Genomic DNA, 19,938 nt, shown 5'->3' with positions numbered 1-19,938 from the left:
GAGGAGGCCACAGAATGAAGACGATCGCCATAGCTGGAACGTTTGATACGAAGGGTGAGGAGTACCTGTACATCAAGAAGCTTGCAGAGGAGCTGGGCCTCAGAGCCCTGATGATCCATACCGGTGTATTCGAGCCGGCCTTCCAACCCGATGTGTCTAACCGGGAGGTCGCAGCCGCCGCAGGGATAGAGCTGGACGAGCTTGCCGCGAAGAAGGACCGGGCGTTAGCTACAGAAGTGTTGTCCAAAGGACTGGAGCAGCTCGTTCCCCGGTTATACCATGAGGGGAAATTTGACGGCATCATCTCCTTCGGGGGTACCGGCGGAACTTCACTGGTTGCCCCTGCGATGAGAGCCTTGCCAATTGGCGTACCGAAGGTGCTGGTATCGACAGTAGCATCAGGAAATACAGCTCCTTATGTCGGGACCAGCGATATTATGATGATTCCGTCTGTGGTGGATGTCTCAGGCCTCAATTCGATCTCGACCAGGATCTTCAGCAATGCGATGTTTGCCATCGCGGGCATGCTCCTGTTCGAAGCAGACTATGAACCGGAGAAAAAGCCGCTGGTCGCAGCCACCATGTTCGGAGTAACCACGCCGTGTGTGACCGAAGCGCGCAAATACCTGGAGGAGCGCGGCTACGAGGTGCTGGTATTCCATGCTACCGGAATCGGCGGACAATCGATGGAGGCGCTGATCGAAGCGGGCTTCATTGAAGGGGTGCTGGACCTAACCACCACCGAATGGGCAGATGAACTGATCGGCGGCGTCTTGAACGCAGGACCGCACCGCCTGGAGGCCGCAGGCCGCAACCGCATTCCGCAGGTCGTCTCGGTGGGCGCCCTGGACATGTGCAACTTCGGCCCCGCAGATACTGTACCGGAGAAGTTCAAGGATCGCAAATTCTATCATCATAACCCTACAGTCACCCTGATGCGGACGACCGTGGAAGAGAATGAACAGCTTGGCAGGAAGCTGGCCGAGAAGCTCAATATGGCAACGGAGAGTACGGTGCTTATGCTGCCGCTTGGCGGTATTTCGGCGATTGATGTGGAGGGTCAGCCCTTCTACGGCCCTGAAGAGGACCGGATGCTGTTCGATACTCTGCGCCGGCAGGTGGACCGCTCAAGAGTTGAACTGATTGAAATGGACGAGGCGATCAACGATCCGGCCTTTGCCGGGGCAGCAGCCCAGAAGCTGATTGACCTCATGCAGGCCGCGAAGGCCTGAACCCCACACTAAGGAGGAGCTACTAATGAATAAGCAGACCAGAGCTGAGATTATGGATAGATTCAAGCAAGAGGTGAAGGCGGGCAAGATTCTTCTCGGTGTCGGGGCAGGCACGGGGATTACCGCCAAGAGCAGTGAGGCAGGTGGAGCGGATATGCTGATTGTCTACAATTCCGGCCGTTACAGAATGGCGGGACGCGGTTCGCTGGCAGGTTTGCTGTCTTATGGAGACGCCAATCAGATTGTGGTGGAGATGGGCTCGGAGGTGCTGCCTGTCGTCAAGGATACGCCCGTTCTGGCAGGGGTATGCGGCACCGACCCGTTCCGGGTGATGGAGGTATTCCTTAAGCAGTTGAAGGAGCAGGGCTTCAGCGGTGTGCAGAATTTCCCTACTGTGGGTCTGATCGATGGCGTCTTCCGCCAGAATCTGGAGGAGACCGGGATGGGCTACGGCCTGGAGGTCGAAATGATCCGTATCGCCCATGAGCTGGATATGCTGACCACCCCGTATGTGTTCGACCCTGAACAGGCACGGGCCATGGCAGAGGCGGGCGCCGATATTCTGGTCGCCCACATGGGCCTCACCACCAAGGGCACCATCGGCGCAGTAACCGCGTTGACCCTGGACGATTGTGTAGAGCGAATCGAGGCGATTATCGAAGCCGGACGGGCGGTCAACCCGGAGATTATGATTATCTGCCACGGCGGCCCGATTGCCGAGCCGGAGGATGCGGCTTATGTCATTCAGCGGACGAAAGGCATCCATGGATTCTTCGGCGCATCGAGCATCGAGCGCTTCGCCGCGGAGCAGGGAATTACGCGGCAGACCGAGTCGTTCAAAGCAATTCAGCAATAAGCAAGCAGGTAACGGCTTCTATAATAGCGGGAAATGGGCACTCTTTAATTAAAGAGTGTCTTTTTTAATGTTCACAGAAGAGAGAGGATATGATATAAATCACAGAATGGTCACAGACTCCAGCCGGTATAGCCAGTTCGGGCTATAGGCACTTCAATTCCTTTTATTTACACTTAATTCGGGTTTGCACAAGAAACCATCCTACAGTGGGGGTGAACAATGCTTGTAGTGAAAAGGTATGAATGCTCCATCAGCATCAGGGTTCTCGTCTTCATGATTCTAGGCATGTTAATCTGCTCCTTCAATCATGGCACCGTTGTAAGCGCAGACACGAACACCGGAGTCCTTCCGCTCCAGCCCATCATTGATTCAGCTAGTGAGGGAGATCTCATCACTCTGGCTCCGGGAACCTATTCCGGTCCGGTCCGGCTGGATAAGCGATTGACAATTAACGGTAACGGCAAGGCGATTCTGATGCATACGGCTAAGGACGAACAGGCGGCGGTGCTGATCGTGGCAGACGGTGTAAGGCTTGAGAACCTGAAGATTCAGCAGAATAACGACGGAGAAGCGGCGGCGGTTCGCGTTGAAGCGGACAGGGTCACCTTGAAGGGGCTGGTCATTCATTCGGCAGGGTACGGCATACTGCTGCGTGAAGCCGATGGCGGGGTGATCTCGGATAATAAGCTAAGCTGGTTCATCCCCACAGGAGAAGCACCGGGAACGAGAGGCAACGGCATCGATCTCTATAACTCTCACGGCGCTGTGATCCGGGGCAACGACATCGCTTATCTGCGGGATGGCATCTATCTGGAGAACAGCCGCAATACGGTGGTGGATCAGAACAAGCTCGCTTATCTGCGGTACGGGGTCCACTGCATGTATATCAATGGCTCGAAGGTCACTAACAACACCGGTGAATACAACATTACCGGCGCGATGGTGATGGGTGTTACGGGTGTGGTGGTGTCCGGGAACTCCTTCCGCAAGCAGAGCCGGAATGTGCATTCACAGGGGATTCTGCTCTACGATGTACGGAATTCCGCGATTATGAACAACCGGGTGGAAGGCAACCGGGTGGGGATTTACATGCAGCAGTCCTCGGATAACAAGCTGCAGCAGAATCTGGTGCTCCGCAACTATATCGGTGTGCAGTTCGAGAATGCAGAAGGCAACCGCTTTGAGCGTAACGGGTTTGTTGCGAATGTCATTGAGGCCGAGGCCACAGGCAGCAGGGACAATGAGATGAACGGGAATTACTGGGATGCCTTTGGCGGACTGGATCTCACGGGGGATGGGATCAGCGACCTGAAGTATGCGATCAACCCCTTCTATCAGCAATTGGTTGCGGGGAATGCAGCGTATCAGCTGTTTTTCCAGTCACCGGGGATGACGTTCCTGAGCGATATGTACACCGGCGGTTCGGCAGGGTGGTCCACCGATTCAGCGCCGCTCATGCAGCTTGAGGCAGGTACGGTTAGCCCGGATCAGGCGGCAGGGGGACAAGGCACGGTCATGGTAGCGGGCTGGCTGCTGCTGTTCCTGTCCGTCATTACAATCATATACTTGGGGGTACTGCGATTATGAAACGATGGAGTCTGGTCTTGATGGTAGCAATGAGTCTGGTGATCCTCGCGGCCTGCGGACAGAAGAAATACGAGCCGGTAGCGATTAATGAAGACGTCGATATCTGTGTGGTCTGCAATATGCAGGTCAAGGATGATGCTTACGCCACTCAGCTAACGACCAAGGACGGCAAGAATTACAAGTTCGATGATATCGGCTGTATGAATGAGTGGAAGAAGAGCAACGGCACGGAGCAGATCGGCATGGATTATGTCCGCGACTATAACGACAAGAGCTGGGTTGAATTCAGCAAGGCGAGTTATGTCTATGACGCTTCTCTGCGTACACCGATGGCTTATGGAGTGATCAGCTTCAAGGATAAAGCCGCAGCAGAAGCATTCGTGAAGGAGCAAGGTGTGGGCGCTGTGCTGACCGCCGGAGAGCTGGCCTCCCATGAATGGAAGCAGAACAAGGATATGATGAACATGGACATGCAGAGCGGGGAAGGTCATATGGAGGAGCATAGCTCAGAGGAAGGTATACATTCCGAAGAGACGGATATGTGAGTATGGCTGACATTCTGCATATTGCCCGCAGAGAGCTTAAGATCGGCTTCCGCAACCCGTGGGCCTATTCCTTCCTGGCCTTGTTCTGTACCTTCAGTCTCGGGCTGCTGCTGATCCATGCGAATAACGTGGTCGAAGGCTATACTGCGGTTACGGGCTCCATGCTGAGCCTGATTCTGTATCTTTTGCCGCTGATGACGTTATTTCTGGGCTCCTTCTCACTGACCTCGGAACAAGAAGACGGAAGCTGGCAGCTCTTATCCACCTATCCCATTGGAACCTTATCATTTGTCCTGGGAAAATATACCGGGTTAGCCGCTGTCCTGCTGACGATTGTAGCGTTTGGTTACGGGCTGATGGGGCTGGTCAGCGGCCTGCTCGGGATGGCTTTTGCGGCGGATACTTACTTCCTGTTCCTGGCCTTCTCGGCAGGTCTGGTCTTGCTGTTCCTGACCCTTGCCCTCATCATCGGCTCGTTATCCCGCAACCGCTGGCAGGCGTTGACGATCTCCGTAGCAATCTGGTTCTTCGCGGTGATCGGCTGGCCGACATTCCTGATCGCAGGCCTCGGCCTGCTCCCGTATCTCTGGATCAAGCCAGCGCTGATTGTGCTGACGATGCTTAATCCGGCGGAGCTGGTGCGCCTGTTCGTGGTGGTGAAGCTGGGCGGAGGTTCGGTCCTGGGGCCGGAATATTATCAGTGGGTGGAATGGATTAGCCGTCAGGGCGGCAGCCTGCTGTTCCTCGGGGTCTGCGCTGCCTGGGTGCTGCTGTCCATCTTAGCGGTATATTGGATCTGGGAGAGGGGGCGTTCCCGTGGATAATCCGCTAATTCAGGTGAAAGAGATTACCAAGGTCATAGGGCGACAAACACTGGTCGAAGACATCAGCTTCCAGGTCCCCGGCGGCAGCATACTTGCCCTGTGCGGCGGGAATGGAGCCGGCAAAAGCACGGTGCTGCGGATGGTAGCTGGCATTCTACAGCCGACTTCAGGCGAAATTACGGTAAACGGGCTGAATTGGAAGCATTCCCGCAAGCGCTTTTCCGAGCAAATCGGCTTTATGCCGGATGATTATCAGTTCAGCCACGGGCTGTCTGCGGAAGAGCTGCTGAATTTCTGGGCGGCGCTGCGCCGGATTCCCAGACGCAAAGAGCGGGTAGAGGAGGTGCTGGCTCTAGTCGGACTTGCGGATAAGCGCAACAGCCTGGTAACCACCTTCTCCAAGGGGATGCGCCAGCGCGTCCTGTTCGCGCAAGCGCTGCTGGCGAAGCCGCCGCTCCTGATTATGGATGAGCCGACTAACGGGCTGGACCCGTTCTGGATGAACGAATTCGTGAAGCTGCTGCAGGGAATCCGGGAAGAGGGGCATACGGTCCTCTTTTCCACTCATCAGCTGGAGATTGCGGATCGGGTGGCCGATCAGATTGTCTTCTTGAATCAGGGCAAGCATGTGGGGTCAGGCACTACGGCAGAGATCCGTACAGAGTTCGGTTCGCTGTACGCCGCCTTTCACCATAGTCTGGGGCTGGGATGAAGCTGCGCCGGATCGTTACTCTGCTGATTATTGCTGCTGCCTTTGCTGCCGGAACCGGGGTATATCTTCAGCAGTCCAGCCAACCTCCGGCCGGGAGAATGACCGCAGGTGCTTCGGCTCCGGCGTTCGAAGCGGTAACCTTGCAGGGGGAGAAGGTGCGCCTCAGCGAATATAAGGGCCGGGTCGTGCTGCTTAACTTCTGGGCGACCTGGTGCAAGCCTTGTATGCGGGAAATGCCGCTGTTAAATGAACTTAACCAATCCGCTGAGCTTCCAGTCGAGACCTTGTTCGTGAACGCAGGAGAATCCAGGGGGACGGTATTGGAGTATATGGCGGAGCAGCAATTCTCTTTTCCCGTCATTATCGATGTTACCGGAAGGATATCTGCCTCGTATAGCGTCAATGCACTGCCGTCTACTTATATCATCAATAAGGCGGGCGAGATAAGCAGAGTCGTGGTCGGAGAGATCGAGGATCTCGATGTGCTCAAGCAATGGCTGGCTGAGGCCGGAGCGGAATGAAGCGGATATTCTATTATATTTTATGCACAGCCTCCGCTTGCCGGGAAGATGCTTCCGGTATTGGCGGAGGCTGTTTTGCGAAAAAAAAGAAAAATTATTTCTTTTTTTAATTTATTTTAGGAAAAATACTTCATTTATTTAAAATTTCTGATATACTCATTGCAAAGAGGGAGCAATAAGTCAGGAACCTGACGCGGGAAGGGCGCTCGCCTTACACTTAATCTGAGGGGGAATGTGGTGTGGGAACTAACAGAAAGGGCTTCACAGTATCGCTGCTGCTGACCATGTCTATGCTGCTTGCGGCTTGCGGAGGAAATGGCAATACGAAGGGGACACCGGATGCCGGAAGCACCGGAGAACCCGGCACGGGCGCTGAAGCTACGGCTGCGGCGGAGCCGGTGAAGCTTGAATTCTGGACGATTGCACTTCAGCCGACGTTCAATGATTACTTTAATAATCTGATCACCCAGTATGAGGACAGCCACCCCGGAGTAACGGTGGAGTGGAAGGACTATCCCTATGATGCCATCTCGCAGCGGCTGTTGACCAGCACGGCCAGCGGCAAGAGCCCGGATGTCGTGAATCTGAACACCGAGTTCGCCAGCCAGCTAGGCAGCAAGGGAGCGCTGCTGAATCTGAGCGAGTATCTGACGGATGAGCAGGCGAAGAGTTATTTCGAGGGAATTTATAATTCCACTGTATTCGATGGCAAGGCTTATGCACTTCCCTGGTACACTGGCACAGAAGTGCTGTTCATGAACAAGAAGCTGGTGGAGAAGGCGGGCCTCGACCCTGCGAACCCGCCGCAGACCCGCGATGAGCTGGTGGAGTGGGCGCGTCAGGTTCATGAGAAGACCGGAGCAGCCGGGTATGCCCAGCAGCTGGTCTCCAAGCTGTTCCCCATCGACGGCATCTCAATCCTGAATGAGGACAAGACAGCCGCCGCCTTCAATACGCCGGAAGCAGAGGCGATGATTACCCAGATGCGCGACCTGATGAAGGAAGGGGTAGTGCTCAAGGAGGACGCGGATTTCAGCAAGCAGATTCAGTATTTCTCCGGTGAGCAGGTAGCCTTCCAGTTGTCTGGTCCAACGTTCATCAACTTCATCAAGACGTCCGCGCCGGATGTCTACAAGAACACCATTGCTGTCCCGCTGCCGACAGGCAAGGCGAACCTGCGTCTCTCCAATTCGATGAATCTGGTCGTGCCACAGAAGTCGAAGAACCCGCAGCAGGCGGTGGAATTCGCTGCCTTCCTTACGAATGCCGAGAACCAGACAGCCTTCTCCAAGGCCGCCAACACGCTGCCATCGAGCAAGGCGTCCATTCAGGATCCGTTCTTCACCGAGTCTGACGGCTCTCTGGAAGCTGAAGCGAAGGTGGCTTCCTCGCAGAGTCTGGATAAGGCTACCGATTACATGGTCGGCGTTCCAAGCGCCGCAGATATCAACTCTGCGCTGGCGCGGGGATTGCAGGAGATTCTGATGAACGGCGCGGATATCAAGGAGACGCTGAACAAGGTGGAGAAGGAAGTCAATACTATTATCAGTCAGGGTTCCTAAGCTGCTGAAGCATAGCCGATAAGGGGGAGTTTCTCCCCCAATGGATATATTTTGAGGTATTTAAAGGAGTGGGAGGTGTAGCAGGTGTACAAGGGGTTTCGGTCCGAATCTTTTACCGCATGGGCGTTTATGGCGCCGGGGCTGCTGTTTCTGGCGGTGTTTACCTTTTGGCCGATTATTTACGGCATACCGCTCTCGTTGACAGATTATTCTGTCATTACCGAGACGAATTATGTAGGTCTGGAGAACTTCACCCGGGCCTTCCAGGATCATAATTTCCTGATTTCACTGTGGAATTCACTGGTATATGTGCTGATTGTGCCGGTGATCCAGATCATTTCGATCTTAATGGCGATTCTGGTCAACAGCCGGATTCCTGGAGTCAAAATGTTCCGGGCCGCCTACTATATACCGGTCGTCACTTCGATGGTTGCGGTGGCGCTGATCTGGAGCTGGCTGCTCGGCAATAACGGAGTTGTCAATTACCTGCTGCTGAAGGCAGGGATTATCAGTGAGCAGGTCTCCTGGCTATCGACGAGCAGCACGGCGCTGTATGTTCTAATGTTCATTACGATGTGGAAGGGCCTCGGCTATTACATGATGCTCTATCTGGCCGGGCTTCAAGGCATTCCTGCAGATCTGTATGAGGCGGCAAGAGTGGATGGTGCAGGGCCGCTGCGGCTGATTGTACATGTGACGCTGCCGCTGCTGCGCCCGCATATTCTGTTCTGCACGCTGATCTCGGTGATGGGCGCGATCCGGGTGTTCGATGAGGTCTACATTCTGACCAAGGGCGGACCGGGGACGTCCACACTGACCTCAAGCGTCTATATTTTTCAAAAAGGGCTGGAGCAGTTCAATTTCGGCTATGCCTCGGCGCTCGGGCTGATCGTCAGTGTGATGGTGGGAGCGCTTAGTGTACTCGTATTCAGACTGAACCGGAAAGGCGGGGTGAATTCCTATTGATGCCGCGTAGCTTGCGTGTTCTAATCACTTATCTGCTGCTGATCCTGCTTGCCCTGTTCATGATGGGGCCGTTCCTGTGGCTGCTCAGCGTCTCGCTGATGCCGGGGCGCAACGTGTTTGCGAACCCGCCGGCCATTCTGCCCACCTTCATTGCGTTCGATAACTATGTGCAGGTGTGGAACTTCATGAATTTTCCGCGTTACATTCTGAATACGGTCATCATCACGCTGCTGGGAGTCGTGTTCAACATTATTCTATCCTGTCTGACGGCTTACCCGCTGGCGGCCTTCCGGTTCAAGGGCCGGAACCTGGTCTTCACGCTGCTGATCTCGACCATGATTATTCCGTCGGCAACTGCTATGATTGTGCATTATCTGACGATTCAGGCTTTTCAGCTGGGCAATACGTTCTTCGGCGTTGTTCTTCCGGCAGCGGTGTCCGTGTTCAATATCTTCCTGATGCGGCAGACGTTCCTGGGTATTCCGGCAGATATCCGGGATTCGGGTAAAATGGACGGAGCCTCCGAGCTGCGCATCTTCATTCAACTGGTCATGCCGCTCGTCAAGCCGGGGATTGCGGTAATTGGATTACTGGAGGTCATGGCGTTCTGGAACAACTTCCTGTGGCCGATTGTCGTCCTGGAGGACCCGGAGAAGTATCCGCTCGCTGCGGCGCTTACGTATCTGAACGGGCAATTCTCCTATAACTTCGGCTGGATTGCCGCCGGAACCATGATCTCGGTGCTGCCGATCATCCTCGTGTTCCTGTTCACGCAGAAGTACTATATGGAAGGGATTGCCGGCGCGATAAAAGGCTAACTAAGGAGGCATAACTCAATGGGAATCTCGTTACGGGACTGCCAATATCTGTTCCGCGACTATTATACGCAAGGGAAAGAGCTGGTGGTAGAGGGCCCGCAGCTGCGCTGTGAGCTGGCTTCGCGGTATGCGATGAATCAGGATGTTAACGGGCTGCTTACTGAAGGAGCAGGAATCGTAATTCTGGAGCCGGCCGGACCGGGCGTAGCCACCGCTGATAAGGGGAATGCGCAGCTGATGCTGGAGTATGACGGCGGGCTTGCTGCGGATGGATACCGGCTGGTGATTGGAGAGGATGCAAAGCTTGTTGTCGCTGCCTCTAACCGGCGGGGACTGAAGTACGGGCTGGATGCGCTGACAATGCTCCTGACCGTGGAGGAGGATTGCTGCCGCCTGCCGGTGGTTACGGTGGAGGATGAGCCTTCTTTTCCGGTGCGGGGCATTATTGAAGGCTTCTATGGCGTGCCATGGAGCTTCGCGGACCGGATGGATTCGGTCAGATATATGAGCGGGCACCGGATGAACGCCTTCATGTACGCGCCGAAGGATGATCCTTATCACCGGAAGCTATGGCGTGAGCCGTACCCGGACGATGTGTTCACCAGGATTCATGACCTTAAACAGGAATGCGACAAGCATCTGGTGGATTTCTACTATTGTATTAGCCCGGGCAATGATCTGGAATTCCGCAGCAAGGAGGACTTCGCTAGGCTGGAAGAGAAGCTGGCCGCGATGATCGCGATTGGAGTGCGGCATTTCGCCCTGCTGATGGATGACATAGATTATGTGCTCCAAGGCGACAACAAGCAGTTCCTGGAGCGCTCCGGGACCGCCCATGCCTATGTGACGAACCGGGTCTATGAATACTTAGCTGGATGTCTGCCGCACTTCACCCTGGCTATGTGTCCTTCGGAATACTGGTCGTATTGGAATACGGAGTACAAAAAGGATATCCGGGAGCAGCTTCATCCCGCTGTCAAAGTGTTCTGGACCGGCTATTTCGTCTTCGCTCCGGAAATTGGCCGGGGGCATGCGGAGGATAACCATGGCTATTACGGGCATGAGCTGTGGCTGTGGGACAATATTCCGGTGAATGACTGCGATAAGGACCGGCTGTTCCTCGATCCGGTGCGCGGGCGCAGCTCCCGGCTCGGCAATTACGGGCATACAGCGGTCGTTGCCAATCCGATGAATCAGTGGGAATGCTCCAAGATCACGCTTAACACGATGGCCCATTATATGTGGAACAGCGAGCGTTACATGCCGGAGCTGTCCTGGGAGCTGTCCGTGCGTGAATTCGCCGGGGAGCTTGCGGAGGACATGATGTTCTTCTGCCGCCAAAATCTGAACAGTCGCCTGTATTCCGGCGGCTACCCGGAGCTGGACGATGCGCTGGAGGAGCGCGATCTGGAGCGGCTGGATGCTTATTTCAGCCGGCTGGAGCAGGCTGCCGTGCGGCTTGGCGGATTAGAGAATGCCAAGTTTATTGAAGAAGCTGGGCCTTGGCTGCGCCGGGGTATCGGGGATGCAGCGCTGTGGCGGGCAGTGCGCAGACAACTGGAGGACCCGCTGAATCCGCAGGCACAGGCGGAGGTGCTCCAGCGGCTCGAGACCTGCCGCAGCTACGGGGTGCGGCTCGGCAGTGATCCGGCTGTGCGTGCGGCTGAGGCGCTGGGGATCGAGCTGCCGGAAATGGAGAAGGAGACAAAGGAGGAGGACCAGCATGTCTAAGCACCATAAGCTGATTCTGGTTCCGCTGGATGAGCGGCCCTGCAATTATGAATTCCCTTATCTGCTGGCTCAGGGAACAGATTATAGGGTAGAGCGTCCGCCCGCCGGGATTATGGGGCTGAAGAAACGCCCTGGAGATGTTGAACAGCTATGGTCCTGGTTCGAGGCTGCCTGCGAAGGGGCAGATGGGGCGGTGGTCGCACTGGATACGCTGCTCTACGGCGGCATTATTCCCTCGCGGCTGCACCAGCTGGAGCTTGAAGTGCTGGCTGCGCGCCTGGAGCGGCTGCGGGAGATCCGGCGGCGTTATCCGCAGCTTAAGCTGTATGCGTTCCAGCTGATTATGCGCTGTCCGCAGTATTCTCTATCAGACGAGGAACCGGATTATTATGCCGACTGGGGCCGGGAGATTTTCCGCAAGGGCTTCATCGGCCACCGGCTGGAGCTGGGAATCGCCACCGATGAGGAGATTCGTGAGCTGGCGGATATTGATCACCGGCTTCCAGCCGAGGTGCTGCAGGATTATCTCGGCCGCCGGGCGATAAATATTGAAGCGAACAAGCAGGCGTTGGAGCTGGTCCGGGACGGGGTGATCGACTTCATGATTGTTCCGCAGGATGATTCGGCGCCATATGGGCATACCGCCAAGGACCAGGAGAAGGTGCGGGCGAGGATTAGTGTGCTTGATCTGGAGCTTAAGGTCTATATGTATCCGGGAGCGGATGAGGTGGGCTGCACGCTGCTCGCCCGGATGCTGAACAAGGCCGAAGGGCGGAGGCCGATGATCTACCCGCGTTTGTCCGCTGTGCAGGGGGCATTCGTGACGCCGCTGTTCGAGGACCGCTTTTTCTATGAGACGCTGAAGTATCAGATCCTGGCCGCCGGGGGGCTGATCGCATCCAGTGCTGCCGAGGCAGATCTGGTTCTGCTGGTCAGCACGCCGGGTGAGACGATGGAGGAGGCGGTGTCGCAGAAGCATGCTTTTCACAGTTATGACGTATACCGGAACCTGATGGAACTTGTAGAGTACGGGGAGTATCTGCTTCTTGACCGGAAGATACCGGTGGCTGTAGCAGATGTGGGGTATGCCAATGGCGGTGACCAGAAGCTGGTTAAGATGCTGCGGCAGAAGAACCTCCTGTTCGATCTGGCCGGATACGCTGCCTGGAATACCAGCTCCAATTCGCTTGGAACCGTAATCTCGCAGGCGATGATCTATCTGATCTACGGACGTACACAAGGACATCTGGATTTCCTGGCGCTCCGCTATGCCGAGGATGTATGCTATTGTTCAGTAGTGCGCGGAGAGCTTAGTGAGGGCCCGGTGCAGGAGATGGGCTATGGCAAATATGAACTGGACGGACCGCGCGGCCGCGTGGCTGCCCGTGTACAGGAACGGCTGAGTGAGGAGCTGACTGTACGGATCGACAGTCCATCGGGAAGCGTTAAGATCACCGACTGCTATATGCCATGGAACCGGATGTTCGAGGTGGGCTTAACTGTGCAGTATGTGCCATCCTGAGGGCAGGGCTGGCTCTATCCATTGAATGGTTCATTTACAATTGAAGCGAACATTCAGAGATAGGTGTATTCTGTGCAATTAAAAACAATGAAATAGAAGGATATACTCCTCTAAATGTAGTCTGTACAACTAAATTTCCCAAATGAGCCAAAACACAGGCGCTGCAGGCATTTTAAATGTACAAAATACAGCTAAACGGATCATAGGCCGAACATCAGATGATTTAATTGTACAGAATGCACTTAAGCATATCGCGTGTACCTTACACGGGGCATCGCAAGCCCTTGGCATGCGGCTGGTTACAGTAATTCTTACTAGTTGAATTCTGATGTTGTACTTGTTCAATGGATATAGAATATAAGGAGAGAGGGTGGGGACCCTGAGCAAAAATATACTGGAAAAACTGCATCTGGGGCTGATTGTATCCTGCCAGGCGCTGCCTGACGAGCCGCTGCACGGGCCGGAGATTATGGCCCGGATGGCGGTGGCGGCAGCGGAAGGCGGGGCCATCGCCATCCGGGCGAACGGGGCGGCAGATGTGCGGGCGATCAAACAGGCAGTTGCGCTGCCGGTGATCGGTATCGTGAAGCGCAATTACCCGGATTCGGACGTCTATATTACCCCTACGCTTAGAGAGACTGAGGAGTTGCTGGAAGCGGGGGCGGATATTATAGCTTTTGACGGGACCCGGCAGACCCGGCCGGGGAATTGTACACTGGAGCAGATCATAGACCTGCTCACGGCAAGCCCGGCGGCTTCCATGGCAGATATCTCCACTCTGGAGGAAGCGCTATACGCTGAGTCGCTTGGAGTCAGCTGCGTCTCAACCACCTTGTCGGGATATACACCGTATTCCCGCCAGCAGGAAGGGCCGAATCTGGAGCTGCTGGGGCAGGCTGCACAGCAGCTTAAGATTCCGGTCATTGCCGAAGGCCGGATCAGCCAGCCCGCCCAAGTGGAGGCAGCGCTGGACCTGGGGGCCTATGCGGTGGTGGTAGGCTCCGCAATTACCCGGCCGCAGCTGATCACCCGGCCGTTCGCAGCAGCGGCGAGAAAAGTGAGGATGAACCGTAATGGAAATGAATGACCGGATCAACACGTATTACCCGTCCATGACCAAGTCTGAGCAAAAGGTAGCCCGGTGTGTGCTTGAGCATCCGGATAATCTGATCTATCTGTCTGTGACTGAGCTGGCCGACTTCGCCGGAACGGGCGAGACCACGGTGATGCGCTTCTGCCGCAAAATCGGCTTCAAGGGCTATCAGGATTTCAAGCTGATGCTGGCCCAGGGCCTGCCCAAGCGGCAGACTCTGGCGGATGGCGAGCAGGGGGCAGGCGGAGGGGATTACGCCGACCACCTGTATGACTTAATGGTTGGTGTATTGCAATCCAGTCTCGGGATGCTGGACCGGGAGCAGCTGCAGCAGGCGGTAGACGCTCTGGATCAGGCCCGGTATGTCCAGTTCTTCGGCGTAGGCTCTTCCGGGATTACGGCACTGGACGCCAAGAACCGCTTCCTGCGGATCGGGCGGCGTGTCGAAGCCAATTCCGACAGCCATATTCAGTCGATGATGGCGGTGACGATGGGGGCGGGCGATGTGGCATTTGGCATCAGTGTATCAGGCAGCACACTGGATACGAATGACATGCTGATGAAGGCCAAGCAGAACGGGGCCAAAGTTATTGCCATGACTAACTATGCCAAGTCCCCGATTGCTTCCATTGCCGACATTGTGCTGCTGACAGCCGGGAAGGAATCCCCGCTGGAAGGCGGCTCTGTAGGGGCTAAGGTCTCCCAGCTGTTCATTATCGACCTGCTCTGCCAGGGACTGGAGCAGCTCCATGCCGAAGAGACCAAGAGGATGAAGGAGGTGACCGCCCGGGCGGTCATTGACCGGATTTACTAGGGTGCGGGGGAAATGAAGCGGTAGGGAGAAATGAAACGACTGGGAGAAATGAAGGGATAGTGAATTATGCATTACATTCCGGTTAAGGGAACAGCGTGGGTGATATAGGGGGCGTTGAGTTCGTCTGTCGAGGTAGGGGTGTGAGAAAGAGGCATGCAGGCGGAAAACCGAACACATTGGAGCCTGGGGCGGCGTGTTGGTCGAATGTAATCGGAAAACCGATTACAATGCACTCGTGAGAGGGCAGACGGTCAGATGTAATCTGAAAACCGATTACAATGTACTCGTGAGAGGGCGGACGGCCAGATGTAATCGGAAAACCGATTACAATGCGCTCGCGAGAGGGCGGACGGCGGAATGTAATCGGAAAACCGATTACAATGCACTCGTGAGAGGGCGGACGGTCAGATGTAATCGGAAAACCGATTACAATGCACTCGTGAGAGGGCGGACGGTCAGATGTAATCGAAAAACCGATTACAATGCACTCGTGAGAGGGCGGACGGTCAGATGTAATCGAAAAACCGATTACAATGCACTCGTGAGAGGGCGGACGGCGGAATGCTAATCGAAAAACCGATTATAAGTGTATTGTTACTCAGGGATTATGCTCTATGCCGTCAGATAGCAGGCGAATGGAGATATATGAGGTGTCACTTATGAGCTGAAACTTAAGCCCTAAAACGGTACCTATCCTACAAGGATGGCAGCGCCGTTTCCGTGTGGTACAGACGCAGTAGTGGAGGTGGTGCGAATGCGGCAAGTCATAGGTGTGGACATCGGGGGGACAGGCATCAAGGGGCTTGTGACCGATGAAGCGGGAACGATTCTGGCGGAAGCCGGGCGAGACACGGAGGCCCGGCTGGGCCTGGAGGTTATTCTCGGCCAGCTCCACAGCCTGGTGGAGGAACTGCTGGCTGGCCATCCTGCGGTGGAAGCGCTGGGGATTGGCTCGGCGGGCAGGGTGAATGCGGATACGGGCGAGGTGGTCTACGCCACCGATAATCTGCCTGGCTGGCAGGGGATGCAGCTTACGCAGTGGGCAACAGCTGCATTCGGACGGCCTGCGGCGGCCGATAACGATGCCAACGCGGCGCTGCTGGGCGAGGCCTGGCTGGGCGCGGGACGCGGCAGGGCGAGCCTGGTCATGCTGACCCTGGGCACCGGGGTCGGCGGGGCTAATCTGGCGGAAGGCCGGCTGCTGCGCGGAGCCGCCTGGAGCGGTGGCGACTGGGGGCACAGCGTGCTGGTGCCGGGAGGTCGCCCCTGTAATTGCGGCAAGCGCGGCTGCGCGGAGCAATATGTGTCCGGCCGGGCGCTGCTGCGGCTGGCACTGGAGGAGACCGGCCGGGCGTATGCGCACGGGCGGGAGATTATGGCGGCGGCGGAGCAGCGCGACGCGTCAGCGCTGGCGGTGCTGGAGCGCTTCACAGCGGATCTTGCGCTGGTGACAGCTAACATCGGGGCGGCGGTAGACCCCGAGCTGATTATTATCGGCGGCGGTGTCATTCAGAGCCGCGCGGTCTGGTGGCCGCTGCTGGCTGGGCAGGCGGGCGGCAGTTTGGCTGCCCGGATCGTGCCAGCGGAGCTGGGCAACCGGGCAGGCTGCTTCGGCGCGGCCCGGCTGGCTCTGGAACGGCTGCGCCGGGACGAAGGCGAAAGACAGATCTAACTGCTGAGGCAGGGAGGAGATGGAGAGATGGCTGGCGAACAGGAGAAGCGTTCGGATGTAGTAATTATCGGCGGCGGACTTGGAGGAACGGCGGCGGCGCTGGCCGCAGCCAAAGCCGGGCTGCGGGTGCTTGTGACAGAGGAGACGGACTGGCTGGGCGGGCAATTGACCTCCCAGGCCGTGCCGCCGGATGAGCACCGCTGGATTGAGGAATCGGGCAGTACCGCGTCTTACCGGGAGTTCCGCAGCAGAGTCAGGGAGTATTACAGGCGGAATTATCCGCTTACAGAAGATTCCAGGAGCAATCCTATACTGAATCCCGGCAACGGTTGGGTCAGCCGGCTGGCACATGAGCCGAAGGTAGCACTGGCTGTTCTGCAGGAGATGCTTGCCCCGTATGTGAATACCGGGCGGATCGAGGTGCTCTATCATACGGTGCCAGTCGCGGCCGATACGGAAGGGGATTATGTTACTGGAATCACCGTTCGGCAGGGAACAGGCAGTGACCTGATCAGGCTGCGGGGAGCCTACTATCTGGATGCCACGGAGTGTGGCGATCTGCTGCCGCTGGCCGGAGTGGAGCATGTCAGCGGCGCTGAAGCCCGCAGTGAGACAGGGGAGCCGCACGCCCTGGAGGCCGCAGACCCGCTCGACATGCAGTCGATTACCCACGTGGCGGCGGTGGACTATGTGCCGGGTGGAGACTATACAATCCCGCGTCCAAGAGATTATGATTACTGGCGCGAATATGTCCCATCGTTCTCGCAGTATCCGATCTTAAGCTGGTTCGCTTCGGATGCAGACGATACTAGCAAGCTGAAGCAGTTCACAATGTTCCCGAATGAGCAAGGGATTGTCTCCCTGTGGGATTACCGGCGGATCGTAGACCCGGACATCTGGACAGAGCCGCTGAATGACGGCGAAGTCACCCTGCTGAACTGGGCACTGAACGATTACTATGCCGGGTCAATTATCGGCGTATCGCCGGAGGAACGGGAGCGGCACCTGGAGGGGGCGAGACAGCTTACCCTCTCACTCGTGTATTGGCTCCAGACCGAAGCGCCCCGCCTGGACGGCGGGCAGGGCTATCCGGGCGTGCGCCTGCGCGGAGATGTGCTCGGCACAGAAGACGGGCTGGCCAAGGCCCCCTATATCCGGGAATCCCGGCGTATCCGCGGATTGTACACGATAGCAGAGCAGGATGTGAGCAAGGAGCTGCGCGGACCGGCCGGGCCTAAGCGTTATGAGGATAGCGTAGGGGTAGGCAGCTATCATCTGGATCTTCATCCCACGACAGTGAGCCAGCGTACCTTTTATATCCCGAACCATCCTTATGAGATTCCTCTCGGATCATTGATCCCGGTACGGGTCAAGAACCTGCTCCCGGCTTGCAAGAACATATCCATGACCCAGATTGCGAACGGCTGCTACCGCCTGCATCCCACAGAATGGAATATCGGCGAAGCGGCGGGCACCCTCACGGCCTATGCCATCAAGCAGCAGGTCGAACCATCGGCAGTCAGGGAATCAGCGGAACATCTAAGGGCCTATCAGCAGCAATTGATTGCGCTCGGTGTTCAGCTGCACTGGACCCCGGAGGAGATGGAGGCTTAAGCGCACCTTCTCCGGTAATTCAGTCTATCTCAATAGTCTATAATCTCACATTCAAGGTAAGGTGCCTCGTCAGCGGGGTGCCTTTTTTGGTGTGGTCTTCTTAGTAGATGATACCTGTCAAAGGATACTTTGTAGAGTAATCCCTTAGATGCTTCTTTAAAGGAAATGGTAGACAATTGTCGAATCAAGTCACTATGACATTTCAAGGAGTGAATTTATTTTGTGTAAGATAATCAAACTTGTATCCACCACTGTACTCGCTTTCCTGCTATGCTTCGTTTCTACTCCATCCGTATTTGCAGAAGCCGCACTAATCTCAGACAAGAATCTGGAACAGGCGATTCGTGCCGAGCTTAAGAAGCCGGCCGCTCCCCTTACCAAAGAAGATCTGCAGACCCTAACCTCCCTCTATCCTAGTGATCCTGAGCAGAAAATTAACAGTCTTAGCGGACTTGAGCACGCTGTTAATATAAAAAGCTTAATGCTCCCAGGGCTGGGCATTACCAACATCGAGCCCCTTCAAAATCTACATAAAATTACCTTCCTGGCTCTGAACGACAATCAGATCACTGGGCTGGAGCCGCTGCAAGCACTATCCCAACTGAAGCAGCTTAATCTCGATGCAAACAACATAGAGAAGCTTGATGCACTAGCAGGATTGACCCATCTAACAGACCTGTTAATCGGCAACAACCAGCTGAAGGACCTGTCGCCCATACAATCGTTGGTCAAGCTGAACTGGTTAATCATAAGCGATAACCAGATCCAGTCTCTGGAACCGCTAAGAAATCACCCGGAACTGGAGCATCTGTACTTTGATAATAATCTGGTCGAGGACATCAGCGTCTTAACCACTCTTCCGAAGCTTAAGGAGGTTTCAATCAGCAATAATCCTCTGAATGCAGGAGCAAAGAAAATTCTGACCGAGCTCGCTGCCAAAGGCGTCGAAGTGCTTGATGAAGATACCCAAGAAGCCACACCGCCTGCAAATCCTGACGAAATCATGGTGCAGTTAAATGGCGAGAGTATTAAATTCCAATCTCCACCCATCCGGCAAAATGGATCTGTAATGGTTCCGTTCCGCACTATTTTTGAAAAATTGGGACTGAAGGTTGAATGGGATTCCACAACGCAAACAATCAGAGGAAGCAAACCCGGTACGCTGATCAAGCTTAAGCTGGGTTCAACTACTGCTGAGATTAATGGCAATCAGAAAAAACTGACCGTAGCTCCTGCTAACATCAAAGGCAGCACTTACGTTCCATTGCGTTTCATCGGCGAAGCTGTGGATGCGAAGGTGAACTGGCTCGCGGAGATTCAAACCGCCATAATATCTACGAAGCAGCCTTTTACAACGAAGGATAAAAAAATCCAAGTCACAGGCTACAGTGATTGGAGTGACGTAACTTCTTCTGGAGAGAATGCAGTAGATCACCAGTTGCTCTTAATCTCACCCGAGAAGAGTATGCTGGTTATTAGCCATTATAGTAAGAGTGCATTAGATATGAACTTCGAACAATATATTAGCTTTGTCAAAAAAGATATAACGGACAAGAATGCATCGAAAATCACGGAACAGTCCGTAAAGGCAGGAAAAATCAATGCGAAGCAGTTAAGCTATACTTTGAGCGATGCAGATGAAAAACTCATTTTTCAAATGATTCTATTCGAGAAAAACAATGAAATCTATATTCTGCTATCAGCTTCTCCAGCAAAGATTAGCCAACAAGCCAAGGCGGAATTCAATGAAATATTGAAAAGCATACAAGTGAACTAACTCAACCGGAAACCGGGAAACGTTTAGTCAAATAACAGCGGCAGTCTGAGGCTTTTTGTCAAGTCTTATTCTGCCGCTGTTTTATATTAAAT

At 55.2% G+C, this 19,938-nt stretch carries 17 protein-coding genes; all 17 read left to right on the top strand.

The window, feature by feature from the left end; translation table 11 throughout:
- Positions 1-14: 14 nt before the first annotated feature.
- Complete coding sequence (locus NSS64_RS12575) at positions 15-1,232, top strand: Tm-1-like ATP-binding domain-containing protein (protein WP_341140314.1); 1,218 nt, start codon at positions 15-17, stop codon at positions 1,230-1,232.
- A 25-nt stretch (positions 1,233-1,257) separates the two neighbouring features.
- Positions 1,258-2,088 (top strand): phosphoenolpyruvate hydrolase family protein, encoded by an 831-nt coding sequence (locus tag NSS64_RS12570; RefSeq protein ID WP_209990660.1) that lies wholly within the window; start codon positions 1,258-1,260, stop codon positions 2,086-2,088.
- Between the two features lie 219 nt (positions 2,089-2,307).
- Positions 2,308-3,675, top strand: a complete 1,368-nt coding sequence (locus NSS64_RS12565) for a NosD domain-containing protein (RefSeq protein WP_341140313.1) — start codon at positions 2,308-2,310, stop codon at positions 3,673-3,675.
- Positions 3,672-4,220 carry a nitrous oxide reductase accessory protein NosL gene (locus NSS64_RS12560; RefSeq protein WP_341140312.1) on the top strand — a complete coding sequence of 183 codons (549 nt, stop codon included), beginning with the start codon at positions 3,672-3,674 and terminating at the stop codon, positions 4,218-4,220. The genes NSS64_RS12565 and NSS64_RS12560 overlap by 4 nt, the downstream gene beginning before the upstream one ends.
- 2 nt (positions 4,221-4,222) lie before the next feature.
- Entirely contained in the window at positions 4,223-5,044 is an 822-nt protein-coding gene (locus NSS64_RS12555; protein ID WP_341142805.1) for an ABC transporter permease, read from the top strand.
- On the top strand, positions 5,037-5,756 hold the full coding sequence (locus NSS64_RS12550; RefSeq protein WP_341140311.1) for an ABC transporter ATP-binding protein: 720 nt from the start codon (positions 5,037-5,039) through the stop codon (positions 5,754-5,756). The genes NSS64_RS12555 and NSS64_RS12550 overlap by 8 nt, the downstream gene beginning before the upstream one ends.
- Positions 5,753-6,277 (top strand): TlpA family protein disulfide reductase, encoded by a 525-nt coding sequence (locus NSS64_RS12545; protein ID WP_341140310.1) that lies wholly within the window; start codon positions 5,753-5,755, stop codon positions 6,275-6,277. The genes NSS64_RS12550 and NSS64_RS12545 overlap by 4 nt, the downstream gene beginning before the upstream one ends.
- Positions 6,278-6,516: 239 nt before the next feature.
- On the top strand, positions 6,517-7,839 hold the full coding sequence (locus tag NSS64_RS12540) for an ABC transporter substrate-binding protein (RefSeq protein WP_341140309.1): 1,323 nt from the start codon (positions 6,517-6,519) through the stop codon (positions 7,837-7,839).
- Between the two features lie 84 nt (positions 7,840-7,923).
- Entirely contained in the window at positions 7,924-8,805 is an 882-nt protein-coding gene (locus NSS64_RS12535; protein WP_036727002.1) for a carbohydrate ABC transporter permease, read from the top strand.
- Positions 8,805-9,623: a carbohydrate ABC transporter permease gene (locus NSS64_RS12530; protein WP_081751222.1), complete on the top strand. Its 819-nt coding sequence runs from the start codon at positions 8,805-8,807 to the stop codon at positions 9,621-9,623. The genes NSS64_RS12535 and NSS64_RS12530 overlap by 1 nt, the downstream gene beginning before the upstream one ends.
- A gap of 18 nt (positions 9,624-9,641) precedes the next feature.
- Positions 9,642-11,354, top strand: a complete 1,713-nt coding sequence (locus tag NSS64_RS12525) for a beta-N-acetylhexosaminidase family protein (RefSeq protein WP_341140308.1) — start codon at positions 9,642-9,644, stop codon at positions 11,352-11,354.
- Positions 11,347-12,876: a DUF4127 family protein gene (locus tag NSS64_RS12520; protein WP_341140307.1), complete on the top strand. Its 1,530-nt coding sequence runs from the start codon at positions 11,347-11,349 to the stop codon at positions 12,874-12,876. Before NSS64_RS12525 ends, NSS64_RS12520 begins: the two co-directional genes overlap by 8 nt.
- Before the next feature lie 379 nt (positions 12,877-13,255).
- Complete coding sequence (locus NSS64_RS12515) at positions 13,256-13,963, top strand: N-acetylmannosamine-6-phosphate 2-epimerase (RefSeq protein WP_341142804.1); 708 nt, start codon at positions 13,256-13,258, stop codon at positions 13,961-13,963.
- Positions 13,950-14,783 (top strand): MurR/RpiR family transcriptional regulator, encoded by an 834-nt coding sequence (locus NSS64_RS12510; protein ID WP_076075369.1) that lies wholly within the window; start codon positions 13,950-13,952, stop codon positions 14,781-14,783. The genes NSS64_RS12515 and NSS64_RS12510 overlap by 14 nt, the downstream gene beginning before the upstream one ends.
- 754 nt (positions 14,784-15,537) lie before the next feature.
- Positions 15,538-16,455 carry an ROK family protein gene (locus tag NSS64_RS12505; protein ID WP_341140306.1) on the top strand — a complete coding sequence of 306 codons (918 nt, stop codon included), beginning with the start codon at positions 15,538-15,540 and terminating at the stop codon, positions 16,453-16,455.
- A gap of 27 nt (positions 16,456-16,482) precedes the next feature.
- Positions 16,483-18,069 carry an FAD-dependent oxidoreductase gene (locus NSS64_RS12500; protein WP_341140305.1) on the top strand — a complete coding sequence of 529 codons (1,587 nt, stop codon included), beginning with the start codon at positions 16,483-16,485 and terminating at the stop codon, positions 18,067-18,069.
- Positions 18,070-18,289: 220 nt separating this feature from the next.
- Complete coding sequence (locus NSS64_RS12495) at positions 18,290-19,846, top strand: stalk domain-containing protein (protein WP_341140304.1); 1,557 nt, start codon at positions 18,290-18,292, stop codon at positions 19,844-19,846.
- The last annotated feature ends 92 nt before the right edge of the window (positions 19,847-19,938 follow it).

Origin of the sequence: Paenibacillus sp. FSL H8-0122 (assembly GCF_038005345.1) — a bacterium.
Lineage (GTDB): Bacteria > Bacillota > Bacilli > Paenibacillales > Paenibacillaceae > Paenibacillus_AQ.
The sequence above is the reverse complement of the archived record's forward strand: the minus strand, read 5'-3'. Positions and strand labels throughout refer to the sequence as shown.

Bases quoted from the DNA above. Each gene is read 5' to 3' on its own strand.
- NSS64_RS12575 (WP_341140314.1), top strand. From the start codon at position 15: ATGAAGACGATCGCCATAGCTGGAACGTTTGATACGAAGGGTGAGGAG.
- NSS64_RS12570 (WP_209990660.1), top strand. From the start codon at position 1,258: ATGAATAAGCAGACCAGAGCTGAGATTATGGATAGATTCAAGCAAGAG.
- NSS64_RS12565 (WP_341140313.1), top strand. From the start codon at position 2,308: ATGCTTGTAGTGAAAAGGTATGAATGCTCCATCAGCATCAGGGTTCTC.
- NSS64_RS12520 (WP_341140307.1), top strand. From the start codon at position 11,347: ATGTCTAAGCACCATAAGCTGATTCTGGTTCCGCTGGATGAGCGGCCC.
- NSS64_RS12545 (WP_341140310.1), top strand. From the start codon at position 5,753: ATGAAGCTGCGCCGGATCGTTACTCTGCTGATTATTGCTGCTGCCTTT.
- NSS64_RS12530 (WP_081751222.1), top strand. From the start codon at position 8,805: ATGCCGCGTAGCTTGCGTGTTCTAATCACTTATCTGCTGCTGATCCTG.
- NSS64_RS12510 (WP_076075369.1), top strand. From the start codon at position 13,950: ATGGAAATGAATGACCGGATCAACACGTATTACCCGTCCATGACCAAG.
- NSS64_RS12555 (WP_341142805.1), top strand. From the start codon at position 4,223: ATGGCTGACATTCTGCATATTGCCCGCAGAGAGCTTAAGATCGGCTTC.
- NSS64_RS12505 (WP_341140306.1), top strand. From the start codon at position 15,538: ATGCGGCAAGTCATAGGTGTGGACATCGGGGGGACAGGCATCAAGGGG.
- NSS64_RS12525 (WP_341140308.1), top strand. From the start codon at position 9,642: ATGGGAATCTCGTTACGGGACTGCCAATATCTGTTCCGCGACTATTAT.
- NSS64_RS12560 (WP_341140312.1), top strand. From the start codon at position 3,672: ATGAAACGATGGAGTCTGGTCTTGATGGTAGCAATGAGTCTGGTGATC.
- NSS64_RS12500 (WP_341140305.1), top strand. From the start codon at position 16,483: ATGGCTGGCGAACAGGAGAAGCGTTCGGATGTAGTAATTATCGGCGGC.